Below are 16,634 nucleotides of genomic sequence, written 5' to 3'. Positions count from 1 at the left end.
CGTTCTCCTACGCCTTAGCTACGTACTTGATGAGGTCTTCGATAGAGATCATGGGCAGGTTGTGCTCGGTTGCGAAGGCGCGCAGTGCGTCGAAACGCATCATGGAGCCGTCGTCGTGCACGACCTCGGCGATAACGCCCACGCCGGAAAGGCCCGCCGCGAGGGAGAGTTCCACTGCGGCTTCGGTGTGGCCGGGGCGCTCCGCCACGCCGCCGTCAACGGCGCGCAGCGGGAAGATGTGGCCGGGGCGGGTGATGTCCGCCGGGGTCGAGGATGCATCCGCGAGGATCTGCACGGTGCGTGCGCGATCTGCCGCGGAAATGCCGGTGCTCACGCCGGATGCCGCATCGCAGGAGACGGTGTATGCGGTGCCCTTGGGGTCCTCGTTGTTGGTTACCATGGGCGGCAGGTTCATCTCGTCGGCACGCTTGTTGCTCAAGGGTGCGCAGACCACGCCGGAGGTGTAGCGGATCATGAAGCCCATCAGCTCGGGGGTTGCGCGCTCGGCGGCGAAGATGATGTCGCCTTCGTTTTCGCGGTCTTCGTCGTCGACGACGACCACGGCGCGACCTGCTGCGATAGCGTCCACTGCGGTCTGCACGCTGTCGAGGACGCTTGCGGCGTCGGCGCGACGCGGCGCAACCTGCTCACCGGAGTGTGCAGAGTCAGCCTGGGGCACGCCTGCGAACGCGGTCAGACGCTGCACGTACTTAGCGAGCGCATCGGTCTCAAGGTTCACGCTGTCGCCAACCTTGAGGGCGCCGAGGTTGGTTGCCTTCAGGGTTTCGGGGATCAGGCCGACCTCGAACCATGCGGGGGTTTCGCCGGGCTCAGAAACGGCGGTGACGGTCAGGGACACGCCAGAAACAGCGATGGAGCCCTTCTCAGCGAGCAGGGGTGCCAGTTCGGTGGGCAGGTTGAAACGCAGGGTGCTCCACGCCTCGTGCGCGGTGACGGATGCGAGGGTACCAACCGCATCCACGTGACCCTGCACGACGTGACCGTCGAGGCGGCCACCGGCGGGTAGGCAGCGCTCCAGGTTGACGGTGTCGCCGGGGTTCAGGTTGCCGAGGTTGGTGCGGCGCAGAGTCTCACCCATCGCGTAGGCGCGGAACTGGCCGGGCTGCAACTGGTCGAGGTCGATAGCGGTGAGGCATACACCGTTGACGGCGAGGGAGCCACCGTGTTCGAGGTCGGCGACGATGTCACCGGCGTTGAGGGTCAGGTAGGCTGCGTCGCTACCTTCGATGGGGGTGATGGATTCTACGGTGCCGAGGGCGCCAATAATTCCGGTAAACATGTGTGCTTTCCTTTTCTCGCCGTGTCCGCCGGGGCGTCGTCGTTGAGGGCGACGGGCGGCGATGGTTTGTTCGTCGGTATAACTATACGTATTTTTCGAATATTCCCCGTGACGGGGAGCTTTTGTGCCAGTATGCGAACCAGCCGGCATGAATTAGCCGGGCGCAGACAGGCGGGGGTTCCTTGAGGTGCTACTCCCCCGCCCGCGCTCAACCCAAGGGAGACTAGCCCAAGCGGAGGCTAGTCCAGCCGCGACTAGTCCAGCCTCGGTTCGGGCGCGTGGCAGGCGTCCAGCTTCGGCAGGGTACGCCGCTCACCCGGTTCCTGCGCCGTTCCGCGAGGTGCCGGCACCAGGTGCGTTGCGGTGTCATTGCCGAGCACGCGCACCGCCGGGAACATGCCCAGGTCGTCCAGTTGCAGGCGCGGTGCCTGCGCGAGGGTATCTACGAGCAGACGGTACACGGCGCTCTTACCCTGCCCCATGATCATCGGGGCGCGGTACCAGACCATCTCATCGATGAGGTCTTCACCGGCGAAGAGGCCAACCATGCCGGGGCCGCCCTCAATCATGAGGTGCCGCACCCCGCGAGCGTACAGCTCATCGAGCAGTTCGCGCGGGTCATGGGTGAAGACCTGCAGGAAGTTCTGCGGATCCGCCTCCACGCCTTCGGGCGGGTTGAGGCCGCGCACGCGGTAGTTCTCGGTAATCTCGGTTTTGCCCATGACCACGCGCAGCGGCTGATTCTCGAAGCGTTCCCCGTTGGCGTCGCGCGCGTCCAGGGTCGGGTCGTCCATGAGGGTGGTGCGGGTGCCAATCATGACGGCGTCGGCGCGGTGACGAATCAGGTGCCCGTCAATGCGCGCGGCGGGACCGGTAATCCACTTGCTCGTGCCGTCACCTGCCGCAATGAACCCGTCCAGGGTGGAGGCGCTCTTTGCGGTAATGAAGGGTCGGCGTTCGGCGGCGGCAATGAACCAGCGCTCGTTCAGCAGGTAGGAGGCGTTCGCGAACTCCTCCATGGCGTGCACGGTGACGCCCTGCGAGCGCAGGTAGGCGGCGCCTCCGGCGGCGTTTTCGGTGTCGTCGCTGTAGGCGTAGTAGAGTTCGCTGATGCCCGCCTCGGCGACGGCGTGGGAGCAGGGGCCGGTGCGTCCGGTATGGTTGCAGGGCTCGAGGCTCACGTACATGCGGGCGTCGGTGAGGTCGGTTCCAGCGGCGCGGGCGGCGGCGAGTGCGTCGGCTTCGGCGTGCGGGGTGCCTGCGCCTCGGTGGTAGCCCACGTGCAGCAGGTGCCCGTGCGCGTCAGTGATGACGGCGCCGACGAGGGGGTTCGCGCCACGGATACCCTGGCGTGCCGCCTGCAGTGCCAGGGTCATGGCCTCTGCGTGGCTGAGCGTCTGCTCGGGGTCGGGCAGCTGGAGGGTGCGTGCGGCGGGCAGCCCGGCGAGGTGACCGTACTCTGCGGCGGAGTAGTCCGCATCGTTGCGCGGCGAAGATACGCTCGGGGTGACGGTTACGGGCAGGTGCGCGCTCGCCAGCACCTTCAACGAGGGGTTCTGCGGCATTTATGCACGGCCCTTCTGCACGTCGGTTACCTCAACGGTCACGTCGGGGAACTGGGTCTGTACCTGGGTCTTCTGCGCCTCCAGGTTGCGGGTGCGCCACCAGACGAAGAATCCGACCAGGGTGAAGCATCCGTAGAACACGTACATGAAGGAGGTTGCGTAGTAGCCTGCGCTCCACAGCAGCGGCACGCCGACCAGGTCGACGGCAACCCAGATGAGCCAGAATTCAACCCAGCCGCGCGCCATGCCGTAGGTGGCGAGCAGCGAGCCGGTGAAGATCCAGGTGTCGGACCAGACGGGTTCGTAGGAGCCGAGGGCACGGAAGATGGGGGTGAGCAGCAGTGTGCCTGCAACCATGGCGACAACCAGGCCTGCGCGTTCGGTGTTGGTAGCCCACTTGGGGATCACTGCGGCACCTTCGGAGGCGTCACCACCGGCGGCGCGGGTGGCGTGCCAACGATGCCAGCCCCAGATGGACACGGCAATAAACATGATTTGGCGGCCTGCCTGGCCGAGCATGGTGACGGGGTGCGGGCTGCCGACGAGGGCGCCCAGGAAGACGGTGAGGAGCAGCAGGTTGCCGAGAATGCCGACGGGCCACGCCCATACTTTGCGTCGCATGCCGCCGAGCGCCGATGCCAGGCCGAATGCGTTTCCGAGAACTTCGCGCACGAGGAGGGACTGATTCCCCACGTGAATTTGTGCGTCGAAGAGCCACCGCAAGATGTCCATTGTTTCTTTCCTCTCTGAGTTGGACCGTGTGTCGGATGCGCTGGGTGCGCATCTGCGGCGGCTCCGGGGAGAGGAACAGAAAAGGGCGGCTACGCGGGCATCTTATGGAGTGCCCGGTATCCGTGGTGAGGCGGGAGCAGCGAATCAGCCAATCGTAGCTGAAACCAGCGGCTGCGGTCGAGGGGAATAACGTACCGGCACCTACGAAAGGTGCATTTCCCCTGTCTCGCAAAAAGCCGTCTTGCAGAAAACCGCCGTGCTCTCAAGTAACAGTTTTTCTAGCAACAGTTTTCTCAAGCAACCGCGTCGGTGCACCCAGCACACTATCCCGGTTTTCGGGAGGTGCGGCGGAGTGCGCTCCTGCCTTTTTCTGCTCGTGCTACCTTCCATCCAGACTGTACTGTCGGCACCGGATTTTCACCGGTTCGGCCTCTCTTGCAGGCGGGCTTCTCTAGCGGAGTCTTGCATCCTGTGCGGATGCGAAGATTCGTACGATTTTTGCCTGCCTGCGAGAGCGGTTCGCGGGCTGTGACCGCCGGTTCGGAATTTCACCGACCCCGGAGCACGATGTTGATACTGATTATGCCACAGCGCACGCCGGGGGTTTAATTTGTTTTCTCTGGGATAACTTCCGTGACAAGATGACGTTTTATGACTGTACTCTCAGTGCGTTTTCAAGCCCCTCTCAACAAGCCCTTGCGGCAGCCACTCGCGGAACCGTTTTGAAACCCGATTCCTCAACTTTCGGGAATGATTTATCACGGTTTCATAACGGTGGAGAGTGCCAAACAGACCAAAGAGTTATGAGGGCCTCCAGGGGGCTACTCAGAGCACATTGAACACCCGTCAATACCTTTATGACAAGGAATTATAACAATAAGGTTAAATTATTGGTTTAAGGTTTACTCCAGGGGTTATTTAAGGTTATTCTTATCTACAGGAGCTCCCATCACCGATAAACCGGTTCGTTGAGAGCGACATGATTCGGACCATCCGAGCACTCACATCAAACCCTTAAGCTTCTGCCATTTGAAGCTGGAAAACTGGCCCGTGGACTGCATTCTTTGGATAGTTTTCATGCAACATCTGCGCGTACTGGATTGCGCAGTATTGCGGCACACGATGTTGATGTGCTTCACCATCGGGAGGCAACCACACCGAATTGTTTTCTCAACGGAACCGGCGTGGGAGCTCTTCCGAATAAACTTCCGGAAGATCGCATGGCGTGCGCCTTTGTATGCCTGTACGAGGGGGCGTTGTGCGTGTCAAACGGTCATAAGCTCCCGTTCTTCTGTCGTCGCCTACCGTGGTGCGCGATGGAGGTTACGGGAACCTTGCGGGATGGTTGATTCCGCGCGCTCTGCATTGTCTTGTGGAGTGTGGTGTGTTTGGGTGGCGTATTCGCAGTGCCGGAGCGGATACGCCACCCGTTTTTAACCTGTAAAACCTTGCCCACCCCAAACTCGGGCAAGCTGCGCACGAAACTCAGCCCCAGACCATCCTCATATACCCCAGACTGAGGCGATCTAGCCCGAGAAGCTAACCACCTACCAGCCCCTTCTATCACCAATCCGAGGGGTAGGCGACCTCGAGGGCGTACCGGACACGCGAAGCAGGGGCTCCGTCCTCGAAGCGCCCCCAGGCGCTGAAGAGGGGGCACTCCCCCGCGAGCAGCGTCCGGTACAACCTCTCCAAACAACTAACCCACGGAAGCCTCACTCCCCCCGCAAGCGTGAACCGATACAACCTCTCCAAACAACTAACCCACGGGTAAAACTTCATACGCAAACAGGGTCGCCTACGATAGATGTCTATCGCAGGCGACCCTGTTTATTTCTAACCTACAGAGGGCGCGGTCGGGAATGCGACGGGGCTCCCTCCTCAAGGCGGCTGGGCTATTTGAGGATTAGAGGCGCTGAAGAGGAGGCACTCCCCCGCTAGCATTGTCCGACGTACCCTTACCTATAAGGCTGTCGAAGAGTTTTAGTCCTCTACTGAGCGGAATGCTACAACCGCGTTGTGACCACCGAAACCGAAGGAGTTCGACAGTGCCACAATCTCACCGGCGGGCAGCTCGCGTGCCTCGGTCACCACATCCAGGTCAATCTGGGGGTCCTTGTTGTCCAGGTTGATGGTGCAGGGTGCGGTGCGGTGGTGCAGTGCCAGTACGGTGAGTACGGCTTCGAGTGCGCCCGCGCCGCCGAGCAGGTGGCCGGTCATGGACTTGGTTGCGGAGACGGCAATGTTCTTGGTGTGTTCGCCGAAGGTTTCGTGCATTGCGGTTGCTTCGGGCAGGTCACCGGCGGGGGTGCTGGTGGCGTGCGCGTTGATGTGCACGACGGTCTTCGGGTTGATGTTGCCGTCTTCGAGGGCTTCGCGCAGTGCGCGGGTTGCGCCGAGTGCTGCGGGGTCGGGTGCGGTGATGTGGTAGGAGTCGGCAGATACGCCGGTGCCTGCCAGTTCCGCGTAGACGCGGGCGCCGCGTGCCTTGGCGTGCTCTTCGGATTCGAGGATGAGCGCTGCTGCGCCTTCACCCATGACGAAGCCGTCGCGGTCGACGTCGTAGGGGCGGGATGCCTTTTCGGGATCGTCGTTGCGGGAGGAGAGTGCCTGCATCTTGGCGAATGCTGCCATGGGAAGCGGGTGGATTGCTGCTTCGGCGCCGCCGACGATGACGACGTCTGCCTTGCCGCTGCGGATCATTTCAGCACCGAGCTGCATGGCTTCGGTGGAGGATGCGCATGCGGAGACGACGGTCTGTGCTGCGGCGCGTGCCTTGAGGTTCATGGAGACGGCTGCTGCGTTGCCGTTGGGCATGAGCATGGGAACGGTCATAGGGAGGACGCGGCGGGGGCCCTTTTCGCGGAGGGTGTCCCATGCGTCGAGAAGGGTCCACACGCCGCCGATACCGGTGCCGAAGGCTACGCCGGTGCGTTCGGGGTCGACTTCTTCTGCGGATTCGGCGTCGGGGCCGGAGAATCCTGCGTCTTCCCATGCTTCGCGTGCGGCGATGAGGGCGAGCTGGCCCGAGGGATCCAGGCGCTTTGCTTCTACCTTGGTGAGGCGGCCGGATTCGAGGGCAGGCACGGCGAGCTGGCCTGCAATGTATACGGGCAGGTCGTATTCCTTGACCCAGGGGTAGTCGAGGGTGGATACACCAGATACGCCCTTGGTTGCGTTTTCCCAGGTGGTGGGGACGTCGCCGCCAATGGGGGTGGTCGCGCCGAGGCCGGTCACCAGCACTTTTCGAGACATTGTGGCACTTTCTCTTCGGTGGTCGATTTGGTGGTTTATCCGGTGGTGTGTGGATAAAAACCTGTAGGGCCCGGGGGTAAGCGGTGCACGTTTTCAGGCGGTAGAGGCGCTGTCGTTGCGCGCTGCGTATTCCGCACTGCGTGTTCCGTGCGGGGTCCGCACTGTGGATTCCACTGTGTGTTCCCGGGGTGTGTTGGATTGAAAGCTGAGTGAATAGCGATGCGGCGCGGGCCGGTGAGAGCCCGCGCCGCCTCGTTATTGGTTATAGCTTAGGCAGCGTTCGCGATGAACTCGACTGCGTCGCCAACGGTCTTGAGGTTCTTGACCTCTTCGTCCGGGATGGTCACCTCGAACTTCTCCTCAGCGTTCACGACGATGGTCATCATCGAGATGGAGTCGATGTCCAGGTCCTCGGTGAAGGACTTGTCCAGCTGAACGTCCTCAACCTCAACGCCGGTCTCTTCGTTAACAATCTCTGCCAGACCTGCGAGGATCTCTTCCTTGTTAGCCATTCAGGGGCTCCTTTGTTTTTTCGATGGTCATCGCACCCGCCGGGTGGGGGTACGCGTGCATTACCGAGTTTATCGTGTCTGCGTGGTGTACGCATGCGTCAACTCGGAGTTTGTAGAGATGCTTTCCCGCTTTATTTTCTTTCTCGCGCACCGGCGCTGTGCCGGTCGTGAGGGGCGGGCGAGCATCGGGCTCTGGTGGTTTTCCTTAGAGAGTGGTTTTCCTTAGGGAAGGACGACTACCTGAGCTGCGAATGCCAGGCCGGCACCGAAACCAATCTGCAGGGCGAACTTGCCGGAGAGTTCCGGGTTCTCCTTGAGCAGGCGGTGCGCGGCGAGGGGGACCGATGCGGCGGAGGTGTTACCGGCATCGACGATGTCGCGTGCCACTGCCACCGTGTCGGGAAGTTTGAGGGTCTTGACCATCTGGTCAATGATGCGGGCGTTTGCCTGGTGCGGGATGAGCGCGCCGAGCTCGTCGGGGGTGATACCGGCGGTTTCGAGTGCCTGCTTGGCGACCTTCGCCATTTCCCATACTGCCCAGCGGAAGACGGAGGGGCCGTCCTGACGCAGGGTGGGCCAGATCTTTTCGCTTTCTTCGACGGGGTTTGCGACGAAGTCGCGGTTGCGGATGTCCAGCAGGGAGTGGGTCATGCCGACGGTGCCCCAGCGGGAGCCGTCCGAACCCCATACGGTCGGGGCGATGCCAGGTTCGTCGGAGACGCCTACGACTGCTGCGCCTGCGCCGTCGCCGAGCAGGAAGGAGATGGTGCGTTCGGTGTTGTCGATGAAGTCGGAGAGCTTCTCAACGCCGATGACCAGCACGTGCTTTGCGGTACCCGCGCGGACGAGGGCATCTGCCTGGGCGATGCCGTAGCAGAAACCTGCGCACGCTGCGGAGATGTCGTATGCGGGGCACTTGGAGCCGATTGCGTCGGCGACCAGGGTTGCCAGGGAGGGGGTTGCATAGGGGTGCGAGATGGTCGAGATGATGACCGCCTCAATGTCCTCACCGGTTACGCCGGATGCTTCGAGAGCATCCTTGGCGGCACCGATGGCAAGGTCTGCTACCGACTGGTTTTCGCTGGCGCGGTGGCGGGTTGCGATGCCGGTGCGCTGCTTGATCCACTCGTCGGAGGAGTCGATTGCCTCAACGATGTCGTCGTTGGGGACGATGACCTCGCCGCGGGCTGCGCCATAACCGAGGATGCGGGAGTAGCGGTTGATTTCGTACTGCTTGAGGGTAGTCACGTATTCAATCCTTAGTGCTGATGCTCGCAAGGCACTGTGTGCCTCGCAGGTCTAAAGTGCATGTCTAGTGTGAAGGGTTCCCAGTGCGGGGTGGGCGGGGGTGCTCTCCCCCGGCATTTAGCCCTTCAGCGAGGCGAGGTCCTCGGGAGTGTTGATGGAGGTGCCGGGCACGCCGCGCATCGCGCGCTTTGCCAGGCCGACCAGGGTGCCTGCGGGGGCGACCTCGATAATGCCGGCGACCTCACGCTCAAGCAGGGTTGCCATGCACAGGTCCCAGCGGACGGGGCTGGTGACCTGGGAGACGAGGGTCTTGACGAACTCTTCACCGGATGCCACAGCGGAACCGTCGCGGTTGGTCAGCAGTGCGGAGGTCGGGTCGGAGACCTGCAGGGATGCGGCGAACTCCTCCAGTGCGGGCACGGCGGGTGCCATTGCCTCGGTGTGGAATGCGCCAGCGACCTTCAGGGGGATAACGCGAGCGCGTGCGGGCGGGTTCGCGGCGAATGCTTCGATGGCGGGGATGGGGCCTGCGGCTACGATCTGGCCGCCGCCGTTGGAGTTTGCTGCGACGAGGCCTGCTGCGTCGATGGCTTCGCGGACGTTTTCTTCAACGCCGCCGAGTACTGCAGCCATGCCGGTCGGGGAGGCAGCTGCCGCCTCCGCCATGCCGTTGGCGCGCACGCGCACGAAACACATTGCGTCTTTGTCGCTGAGCACACCGGCGAGGGCTGCTGCGGTGATTTCACCGACGGAGTGACCCGCGAAGATGAGTTCTTCACCGTCGAGTTCGCGCAGGGCGAGGCGGCCGGTGACGATGCCTGCAGCCACGATGAGGGGCTGGGCGATTGCAGTGTCCTTGATGGTTTCTTCTTCGGCTTCGGTGCCGTAGTGAATCAGGTCGATGCCTGCCGCTTCGGAGAGTCGTTCCAGGTGCTCACGCACACCTTCAATCTCGAGCCAGGGGCTCAGGAAGCCCTTCTTCTGGGAGCCCTGTCCGGGGCAAACGAGTGCGCGCATGCGGTGCGACCTTTCTGGTTTTTAGTACTCGTACGCGGTGCCGTTATAGAGACGGAGACCACGGTTAGTCTGTTACCTATGCTACCTTGTTCAGCCGCCCTGTATAAACATCACTGTGCAGAAACTTTGGGCTGCGCGGGATATTTAGGCAGACATTGAACAGTGTATAGCTTAGATTGAACTTGCCTATTCGTACAACCCGAACGGGCAAGGTTCAAATAGAGAGACAGCTAACTTTCGGGTTGCCACCCTATGCTCGCGGATGCGCCCGCGCGTACGTCTCCGCCAGACGCTTCATCGACACGTGCGTGTAAATCTGCGTGGTCGCCAACGACGAATGCCCCAAAAGCTCCTGCACCGAACGAATATCGGCGCCACCATCCACCAGGTGAGTCGCCGCCGAATGACGCAAAACGTGCGCACCCGACGCCTGAGTATTCTCCACCGTGCGCAGCAGGCGGGTCAGGTCCTCACGAATCTGACGGGCCTTCGCACGCCCGCCCCGAGGGCCAATAAACAGCGCCGTCACGCCCTGGGACCCTTCCGGAATCCACTGCGGACGACCATAGGACACCCAACGATTCAACGCCTTAAGCGCCGGGGTACCCAGCGGCACCACGCGTTCCTTATTGCCCTTACCCAGCACGCGCACCGTCTTATTCGCCCGGTCCACGCTCTGCAAATCCAGGCCGGTCAGCTCAGAAATACGCATGCCCGAGGCGTACAGCACCTCAACCACAGCTTCGAGGCGCAGCAGGCGCGCATCCCGAGGATCCTGCGCCCGACGCTCCTGCAGGGTAGTCAGCAGCTGGTTCATCTGCTCACGGCTGAGCACCGGCGGCAGGTGATTCTCCCGCTTGGGGGTGCGCATACCGCGGGTCGGGTTGGCGTGCACCAGCTCCTCCTCCTGAGCCCAGGTGAAGAACGTGCGCAGGGTCGAACCGCGGCGCGCCACTGTAGAACGAGCCGCCTGCCGCAGATGCAACGAACCCAACCACTCACGAATCAGAGACGCATCAATGCTGTCCAGATGCCGCACACCGCGGCGCGCCATATAGCCGAAGAAGCCCTCCAAATCGGAGATATACGAGCGAATCGTCTCTTCGGAACGGTGCTTCTCATAGCGCAAAAAACGCTCAAAACGGTCCAGGACGGGGCGGAATACCTCACCGGAAACACCTAGCGCCGATTCGGGTAGAGCAGAGCCTGGTAAGGCAGAACCTGAACCCTCAGCTTGGGTTCCGGGATGATCGGCGGCAAGGCTGCGGGTATAGGTCACCGGCAGGGTCGTGGAGGGAGCCTCGTCCCGGTAATTTTCCCGGTTCTCACTTCGGTTTTCTGCCTGGTTTTCTGTCTGGTTTTCGTGCTGGCGGGCGTCGGTCATGCGTCCCTCCTTTCGGGTTTCGGTCTTTCGACATTCTCTCCGCGCATCTGCCGATAGGGCGGCGGGGTAGGCTCCGCGCCAGTACGCGCAAGCCTACCCCAATTGTAGAGAGGTTCCGAGCTCTCCACGTGCCGCCCCGTCATCAGGAAGAACCCTACGCAGCGACAGCCGGGCGGACCTTCCGCCAGCTCGTTCCACTGCTCTCCGCCAGACCGCAACGGCCCAGGTGGAACAGGTCAGCCATCACGTCGCGAGCACTCAGCCCGAGGGCTGCGGCAATCTCGTCCACGCCACGGTAGGAGCGCGGGCTCAAGTCGTCCCAGACCCTCCCCTGTCGTTCGGTCAGCTCATCCAGCGCGCTGGAGGAGGCCGCCTGATCCCACTCGCTCTCGTGCTCGGTGCCCAGCTCGAAACCCGCGGCGGCATCGTACTCGAGGATGTCGGTGGCCTCGGTGAGTGTTTGCGCTAGTCCATCGCGCAACAGACGGTTCGTGCCCACCGAGTTCGGCGAATTAATCTGCCCCGGAACCGCCCAAAGGGTACGCCCAATCTCCATCGCGTGACGAGCCGTGTTCAGGGCACCGGAACGCCAGCGCGCCTCCACCACAATGGTGTGCCGCGCCAACGCCGCAATCAGGCGGTTACGCTCCAGAAAACGCCAGCGCGTGGGGGTGTTGCCCACGCTCACCTCGCTCATGATGAGCCCGCGGTCAACAATCATGTTCAGCGCATCCGAGTTCTGCGCCGGGTAGAGCCGGTCCAGCCCGCCCGCCATGAAGGCGATGGTCGGCAGGTCGCTGCCCTGCTGGGTCAGCGCCGCCCGATGCGCCGCAATATCGATGCCCATCGCACCGCCAGAAATCACCGTGTACCCGCGGCGTGCCAGCTCGGCGGCGAGGTGGGTCGTCGCCTCCGTACCGTAGATGCTCGGGTCACGCGAACCGACCAGCGCCACGCTCGGGGCAGACGCCACATCCAGCAGGTGCCGCGAATCGCCTCGGCACCACAGCCCGTACGGTCGAGCGGGCCCCAAATCGTTCAGCTGCGGCGGCCACAGCGGATCGGCGGGAGTGACCAGCCACGCCCCGCAGGTTGCCGCTATGTGCGCCTCCGCGTTCAGGGTGCGTTCCATACGGCGGTTCCAGCGCAGGCGGCGGGTTGCGAGCGCCTTGCTGAACTTATCGCGGCTCATCTGATGCTCACCCGGCGTGTAGTAGCCATTCGCGCTACAGAACAGGGCGGACTCCCCTTCCGCGGGTGCATCCACCGAACGCAGAAAATCGCTCAGCTGCGTATCCGGTTCGCCGTGCTCCCAGGTGTACTCATCAGGGATGTGCCCGGTCAGCAGGTAGTGCAGGGTCAGCGGCGCTCCCAGGGTGGTGAGGGATTCGACCACGAGCTCATCGGCGGGTTCGGCGTAGCGCATCAGCTGGGCGGTGCAGCAGCGGATGTACTCGCGGCACGCCGCCTCAAGCTGCTCCGCGCTGAGGGCGGGGTTGAACAGAGGTGCAGGATTGAGCAGGGGCGCGGCGTCAGAACTGCTGGAGGCTGTGCCCGTCGGAGCCTCGGGGCGCTCGCCCTGATGCTCCTGCTGGTTCATCTCTTCCAGGTGCTTCTCTTCCAAGTACACAAGGTCATCTAAGTACACCGGGTTCAGGCAGGAGGCGAGGAACCCCGGCAATCGCGCCGCGTTATACGGGCTCGGCGAGGGTTCCTGCCCCAGCGACAGGATATGCGCCACCCTCTCACACACCAGAGCGTGGGCATCCAGGGTGCGGCCTGACAGGCGGATCTGCAGTTCCCCCTGCACAAAATCCTCCGCCACGCGCTCCTCTCGCACCTGCTCTTCAGGCACGCTCGCTTCTGGCACATGCTCTCCCTGCACGCGGTCTTCCGGCGCTGCTTCTCTCAGCCCATTTTCTTTCAATTCAGCCTCTTCAGCTCGTTTTCTGAGCTTCTTCTCACTCATGATGTTATTCTCCTCTCGTGAGTGGTTCGTTCTATAAACCGGCACGCTATGTTCACTGTCCCTATTTCAGCTGGCGCATTATTTCAATTGCCCCTGCTGCCGCAGAAAAAGCGCCACATCCAGGTGCTCCCGGCTCGGGTAGGCGGTGCCCTCCAAATCTGCGAGGGTCCAGGCGATACGTAGCACCCGGTCGTAGCCGCGAGCCGTCAGCGTTCCGCGATCCACGGCGGCGTTCAGCTCGCCGGTGAGCTTCGCATCCAGACGCAACGGGCCGCGCAGAATCTTGCCGTTCATCTCCGCATTCGTCTTCAACCCATACGGTTCCAGACGCTCCCGCTGAGCCTGCCGCGCCGCCATGACGCGCTCACGAATCTGCGCCGAACTCTCATTCACCTGACCGCCCGCAAGCTCCGTGGAAGACACCTTCGGAACCGTCACATTCACGTCAATGCGGTCCACCAGCGGACCGGACAGCCGCCCAAAATAGGCGCGACGCTCACGCGGAGCGCACGTGCACTCCGTACCTGTACCCACGTTCATGCCGCAGGGGCACGGGTTCGCCGCCAGAATCAGCTGAAAACGCGCCGGGTACGTCGCCGACGCGCTCGAACGGTCCAGGGTCACGGTCCCCGACTCCAGGGGCTGACGGAGTGAATCGAGCACCGTGCGTTTGAACTCCGGCGCCTCGTCCAGAAAGAGCACGCCGCGGTGCGCTTTAGACACGCAGCCCGGGCGGGGAATGCCGCTGCCGCCACCCAGAATCGCCGGCGCGGAGGCGCTATGATGCGGCGCCTCAAACGGCGGCTGACGCACCAACTCACTCAGGTGCTCCCCCGCCGAGCAGAGGGAACGGATCGCGGTCACCTCCATCGCGGCATCGTTGTCGAGGGTCGGCAGGATGCTCGGCAGGCGCTCCGCCAGCATGGTTTTACCCGAACCGGGCGGGCCAGTCAGCAGCATATGGTGACCACCCGCAGCGGCAATTTCCAGGGCAAAACGACCCTGTGACTGACCGGCGACATCGCTCATATCCGAGGAAATTTCAGCCGGTTTCGCCACCGGGGCGCTCGCCTCCGTCTGCGGGGCGGGCGGGTAGGTCAGCTTCTGGCTCTCAGCGCCGAGTGCGGCAAAAACCTCCGCCAGGCAGCGGAAACCGCTCACCTGCGCGCCGGGAATGAGCGCCGCCTCCTCAGCATTTTCGGCGGGCACAATCACGCGGTGGTGTCCGGCATCCACGGCGGCTTTGACCGCGGGCAGGATGCCCGGCACGGGGCGTAACGTTCCGTCCAGTCCCAGCTCGCCCAGGAAGACGCTATCGCCGCTGGGGTGCAGTTTCTTCTCCGCCTGCAGCGCCGCAACCACAATGGCTAGGTCGAACGCCGAGCCGCGTTTGGGCAGGGTCGCGGGGGTTAGGTTCACGGTGAGCCGGTGCTGAGTGAGGGTGATGCCGGTGTTCTTCGCCGCGGAGCGCACACGCTCTTTAGACTCGTTGAGGGCGGTATCGGGCAGCCCCAGCAGTACGAAGCCGGGCAGGCCCTGCGAGATGTCAGCCTCGACGTCAACAATGTGCCCGCGCAAGCCAACCAGCGCCACGGAATAGGTGCGTGCGAATCCCATTACGCCACCGCCTTCAGATGCTCGAAGGTGAAGGTTTCGCAGGTTCCGGTCACCGCAATTGCGTCAATGCGAAAGCGCGGAAAATCCAGGTTCTCGCGCAGCCTGCACCAGAGAATCGCCAGCGAGCGCGTGCGGCGCGCCTTATCGCGGTCAATGGACGCGAACGGGTGCCCGAAGTCTTCGCTGCTGCGGGTCTTGACCTCAACGAAAACCAGTTCGTCCTCGGGGTCAATGGCGATCAGGTCGAGCTCGCCGCGGATCTGTTCGTGTTCCAGTCCGGCGGGCGGTCGCCAATTCCTCTCCAGAATCCGGTAGCCGTTCGTCTCCAGGATGCGGGCGGTCAGCTCCTCGCCCCACCTGCCGACGCTGTGGGCGCGGGGCTGGGTTCGCTGGAGCTGGGTTCGCGGAGTCAGGGGTCTGTTGGGTGTGCCTCGGGTTGCGGCGCGGGCTGTTATTCGGGCTGTTGTCATGGGTCTCTCCCCCGGTAGATAGCGGTAGTGCTTCTACTGTGCCCGCCGCGCGCGTGCCCGAAGGCGGTTAACGAAAAACTGTGGATAACCTCGGTTCCCAGAAGGAATTAGAGGTTATCCACAGTCGGTTATTTGAAATTTTGGGGCATATTTTTCAAAAACGCCGCTCGGGTGCCGATTCGACGCGTCATATTTACGCAGGTTCGCCGCCTGGTTCTGCGCGCACTTTCATCACTCAGTCCCGCCGCATTCCAGACACCCGGCACCGGCGCGCCTACCCGCGCTTACCTCCGGCAAGGCGTTGAATCGGGCTTAAGCTAGGCATTAAAGTCCGGCATTTCCGGCACGGTGAACTCCTGGTTGGGCAGGCGCTCCTCCACGTTCACGTCACGCACCGAATAAGCGTGCACCTTCTTCACAAAGCGGTTGGAGCGGAATACATCCCACACCCACACGTCGCTCATGCTCACCTCAAAGTAGAGGGTGCCGTCCTGCACGTGCGGGGTGACGTCCACCTGGTTTGCCAGGTAGAAGCGTCGGTCGGTTTCTACCGCGTAGCTAAAGAGCGACATGACGTCTTTGTATTCGCGGTAGAGCGCCATTTGGGCGTCGGTCTCGTAGTTTTCGAGGTCTTCTGCGCTCACTACTCTTCCTTTCCTGGGCTTTTGTAGTACTAATTCAGCGGTGGCACGTTAGGCTTTCGCAGGCTTCCAAGGCGCGGTTTTCAGGAACACCACGCACTCTAGCCGCGCTGTGCCGCAGCCGCCTCAATCTGCTCGGCGGTCGCCGGAAGCGACCATGAGAGTCGATGCTGCGGGCTGGGGCCCTGCACGCTAATCGCCTCGCGGTGAGCGGCAGATCCGTAGCCCTTGTTCTTTGCCCAGCCGTACCCCGGGTAGCGGGTATCCAGCTGAACCATCAGCTCGTCACGTTCCACCTTTGCGACCACCGATGCTGCGGCGATGGAGGCGCACTTGTAGTCGCCCTTAATGACCATGGTCACCGGCATCTGCGCGGGCTCACCTGCGCCTTCCCACGCCTGGGCGAGCAGTTCGTTGTAGTGTGCCTGCGCTGGGTCCGGTGCCAGCGCACTGAACAGGTCCTCCTGCGGAGGGGTGAACCAGTCGTGCTTGCCGTCCAGCAGAGCGGCGTCGGCACGGTATCCGCTGCGCGCCAGCTCGGCGAGCGCACGCTGGGCGGCAAGCCTCAGCGAGAGGGTCATACCGAGCCGGTCAATATCTGCCGGTTCCACGTGCCCGACCGCCACGGCGCACCACTGGCGGATTTCGGGAACCATGGATTCGCGGCGTGCCGGTGAGAGCGCCTTGGAATCGATCAGCCCACCCACCTCGAGGGTGGCGTCCGGGGTGAGGATTGCGACGCCCACGGTGACCGGGCCCGCCATGGAGCCGCGGCCTACCTCGTCGATTCCGGCGACCGTGCGGGCACCGGAGGCGAAGAGCTGCTGCTCGTACTCGAGGTCGGCTGCTGGCGGGGTTGTCTTCGCGGGCTTAGCTTGAGCGGGTTTCGTTGCGCTCTTCTGGGCGCTCACCGTCATTGCCACG

General features: G+C 62.9%; 13 protein-coding genes and 1 riboswitch. All 13 genes read right to left on the bottom strand.

From position 1 onward, the window contains the following. Nucleotides 1-7 precede the first annotated feature (7 nt). The 13 genes from ribB to HMPREF2779_RS03170 all read right to left on the bottom strand — a co-directional run bounded on the left by ribB (nucleotide 8) and on the right by HMPREF2779_RS03170 (nucleotide 16,627). Nucleotides 8-1,300, bottom strand: a complete 1,293-nt coding sequence (ribB, locus tag HMPREF2779_RS03230) for a 3,4-dihydroxy-2-butanone-4-phosphate synthase (protein WP_070686951.1) — start codon at nucleotides 1,298-1,300, stop codon at nucleotides 8-10. Between the two features lie 254 nt (nucleotides 1,301-1,554). After that, nucleotides 1,555-2,865: a bifunctional diaminohydroxyphosphoribosylaminopyrimidine deaminase/5-amino-6-(5-phosphoribosylamino)uracil reductase RibD gene (gene ribD / locus HMPREF2779_RS03225; RefSeq protein WP_105360817.1), complete on the bottom strand. Its 1,311-nt coding sequence runs from the start codon at nucleotides 2,863-2,865 to the stop codon at nucleotides 1,555-1,557. Next, nucleotides 2,866-3,597: a nicotinamide riboside transporter PnuC gene (gene pnuC / locus HMPREF2779_RS03220; RefSeq protein WP_070686954.1), complete on the bottom strand. Its 732-nt coding sequence runs from the start codon at nucleotides 3,595-3,597 to the stop codon at nucleotides 2,866-2,868. It abuts the gene before it with no gap. 372 nt (nucleotides 3,598-3,969) lie between these two features. Further along, nucleotides 3,970-4,167: riboswitch (FMN riboswitch) on the bottom strand. Between the two features lie 1,413 nt (nucleotides 4,168-5,580). After that, the gene (gene fabF / locus HMPREF2779_RS03215; protein ID WP_070686955.1) at nucleotides 5,581-6,852 is read right to left on the bottom strand and encodes a beta-ketoacyl-ACP synthase II; all 1,272 of its coding nucleotides are present in this window, start codon (nucleotides 6,850-6,852) and stop codon (nucleotides 5,581-5,583) included. Nucleotides 6,853-7,121: 269 nt separating this feature from the next. Further along, the gene (locus tag HMPREF2779_RS03210; protein WP_005507475.1) at nucleotides 7,122-7,364 is read right to left on the bottom strand and encodes an acyl carrier protein; all 243 of its coding nucleotides are present in this window, start codon (nucleotides 7,362-7,364) and stop codon (nucleotides 7,122-7,124) included. A 222-nt stretch (nucleotides 7,365-7,586) separates the two neighbouring features. Next, on the bottom strand, nucleotides 7,587-8,612 hold the full coding sequence (locus HMPREF2779_RS03205; protein ID WP_070686957.1) for a beta-ketoacyl-ACP synthase III: 1,026 nt from the start codon (nucleotides 8,610-8,612) through the stop codon (nucleotides 7,587-7,589). Nucleotides 8,613-8,729: 117 nt separating this feature from the next. Then, nucleotides 8,730-9,629 (bottom strand): ACP S-malonyltransferase, encoded by a 900-nt coding sequence (locus HMPREF2779_RS03200; RefSeq protein ID WP_105360816.1) that lies wholly within the window; start codon nucleotides 9,627-9,629, stop codon nucleotides 8,730-8,732. Between the two features lie 250 nt (nucleotides 9,630-9,879). Then, nucleotides 9,880-11,013 carry a tyrosine recombinase XerC gene (locus tag HMPREF2779_RS03195; protein ID WP_105360815.1) on the bottom strand — a complete coding sequence of 378 codons (1,134 nt, stop codon included), beginning with the start codon at nucleotides 11,011-11,013 and terminating at the stop codon, nucleotides 9,880-9,882. Nucleotides 11,014-11,167: 154 nt separating this feature from the next. Beyond that, complete coding sequence (dprA, locus tag HMPREF2779_RS03190; RefSeq protein WP_105360814.1) at nucleotides 11,168-12,982, bottom strand: DNA-processing protein DprA; 1,815 nt, start codon at nucleotides 12,980-12,982, stop codon at nucleotides 11,168-11,170. A gap of 78 nt (nucleotides 12,983-13,060) precedes the next feature. Beyond that, nucleotides 13,061-14,599: a YifB family Mg chelatase-like AAA ATPase gene (locus HMPREF2779_RS03185; protein WP_105360813.1), complete on the bottom strand. Its 1,539-nt coding sequence runs from the start codon at nucleotides 14,597-14,599 to the stop codon at nucleotides 13,061-13,063. After that, complete coding sequence (locus tag HMPREF2779_RS03180) at nucleotides 14,599-15,069, bottom strand: YraN family protein (protein ID WP_083311235.1); 471 nt, start codon at nucleotides 15,067-15,069, stop codon at nucleotides 14,599-14,601. Before HMPREF2779_RS03180 ends, HMPREF2779_RS03185 begins: the two co-directional genes overlap by 1 nt. Before the next feature lie 317 nt (nucleotides 15,070-15,386). After that, a complete protein-coding gene (locus tag HMPREF2779_RS03175; RefSeq protein WP_005506259.1) occupies nucleotides 15,387-15,713 on the bottom strand; it encodes a DUF2469 domain-containing protein in 327 nt (108 codons plus the stop codon). A gap of 98 nt (nucleotides 15,714-15,811) precedes the next feature. Then, entirely contained in the window at nucleotides 15,812-16,627 is an 816-nt protein-coding gene (locus tag HMPREF2779_RS03170) for a ribonuclease HII (protein ID WP_233992272.1), read from the bottom strand. Nucleotides 16,628-16,634: the final 7 nt, after the last annotated feature.

The sequence above is a fragment of the Rothia sp. HMSC069C03 genome, from assembly GCF_001811075.1.
Taxonomy (GTDB): Bacteria; Actinomycetota; Actinomycetes; order Actinomycetales; family Micrococcaceae; genus Rothia; species Rothia mucilaginosa.
The sequence above is the reverse complement of the archived record's forward strand: the minus strand, read 5'-3'. Positions and strand labels throughout refer to the sequence as shown.

Coding starts and splice junctions, on each gene's coding strand:
- HMPREF2779_RS03170 (WP_233992272.1), bottom strand. CDS start 16,627: ATGACGGTGAGCGCCCAGAAGAGCGCAACGAAACCCGCTCAAGCTAAG.
- HMPREF2779_RS03180 (WP_083311235.1), bottom strand. CDS start 15,069: ATGACAACAGCCCGAATAACAGCCCGCGCCGCAACCCGAGGCACACCC.
- ribD (WP_105360817.1), bottom strand. CDS start 2,865: ATGCCGCAGAACCCCTCGTTGAAGGTGCTGGCGAGCGCGCACCTGCCC.
- HMPREF2779_RS03195 (WP_105360815.1), bottom strand. CDS start 11,013: ATGACCGACGCCCGCCAGCACGAAAACCAGACAGAAAACCAGGCAGAA.
- pnuC (WP_070686954.1), bottom strand. CDS start 3,597: ATGGACATCTTGCGGTGGCTCTTCGACGCACAAATTCACGTGGGGAAT.
- HMPREF2779_RS03200 (WP_105360816.1), bottom strand. CDS start 9,629: ATGCGCGCACTCGTTTGCCCCGGACAGGGCTCCCAGAAGAAGGGCTTC.
- HMPREF2779_RS03185 (WP_105360813.1), bottom strand. CDS start 14,599: ATGGGATTCGCACGCACCTATTCCGTGGCGCTGGTTGGCTTGCGCGGG.
- HMPREF2779_RS03210 (WP_005507475.1), bottom strand. CDS start 7,364: ATGGCTAACAAGGAAGAGATCCTCGCAGGTCTGGCAGAGATTGTTAAC.
- fabF (WP_070686955.1), bottom strand. CDS start 6,852: ATGTCTCGAAAAGTGCTGGTGACCGGCCTCGGCGCGACCACCCCCATT.
- dprA (WP_105360814.1), bottom strand. CDS start 12,982: ATGAGTGAGAAGAAGCTCAGAAAACGAGCTGAAGAGGCTGAATTGAAA.
- ribB (WP_070686951.1), bottom strand. CDS start 1,300: ATGTTTACCGGAATTATTGGCGCCCTCGGCACCGTAGAATCCATCACC.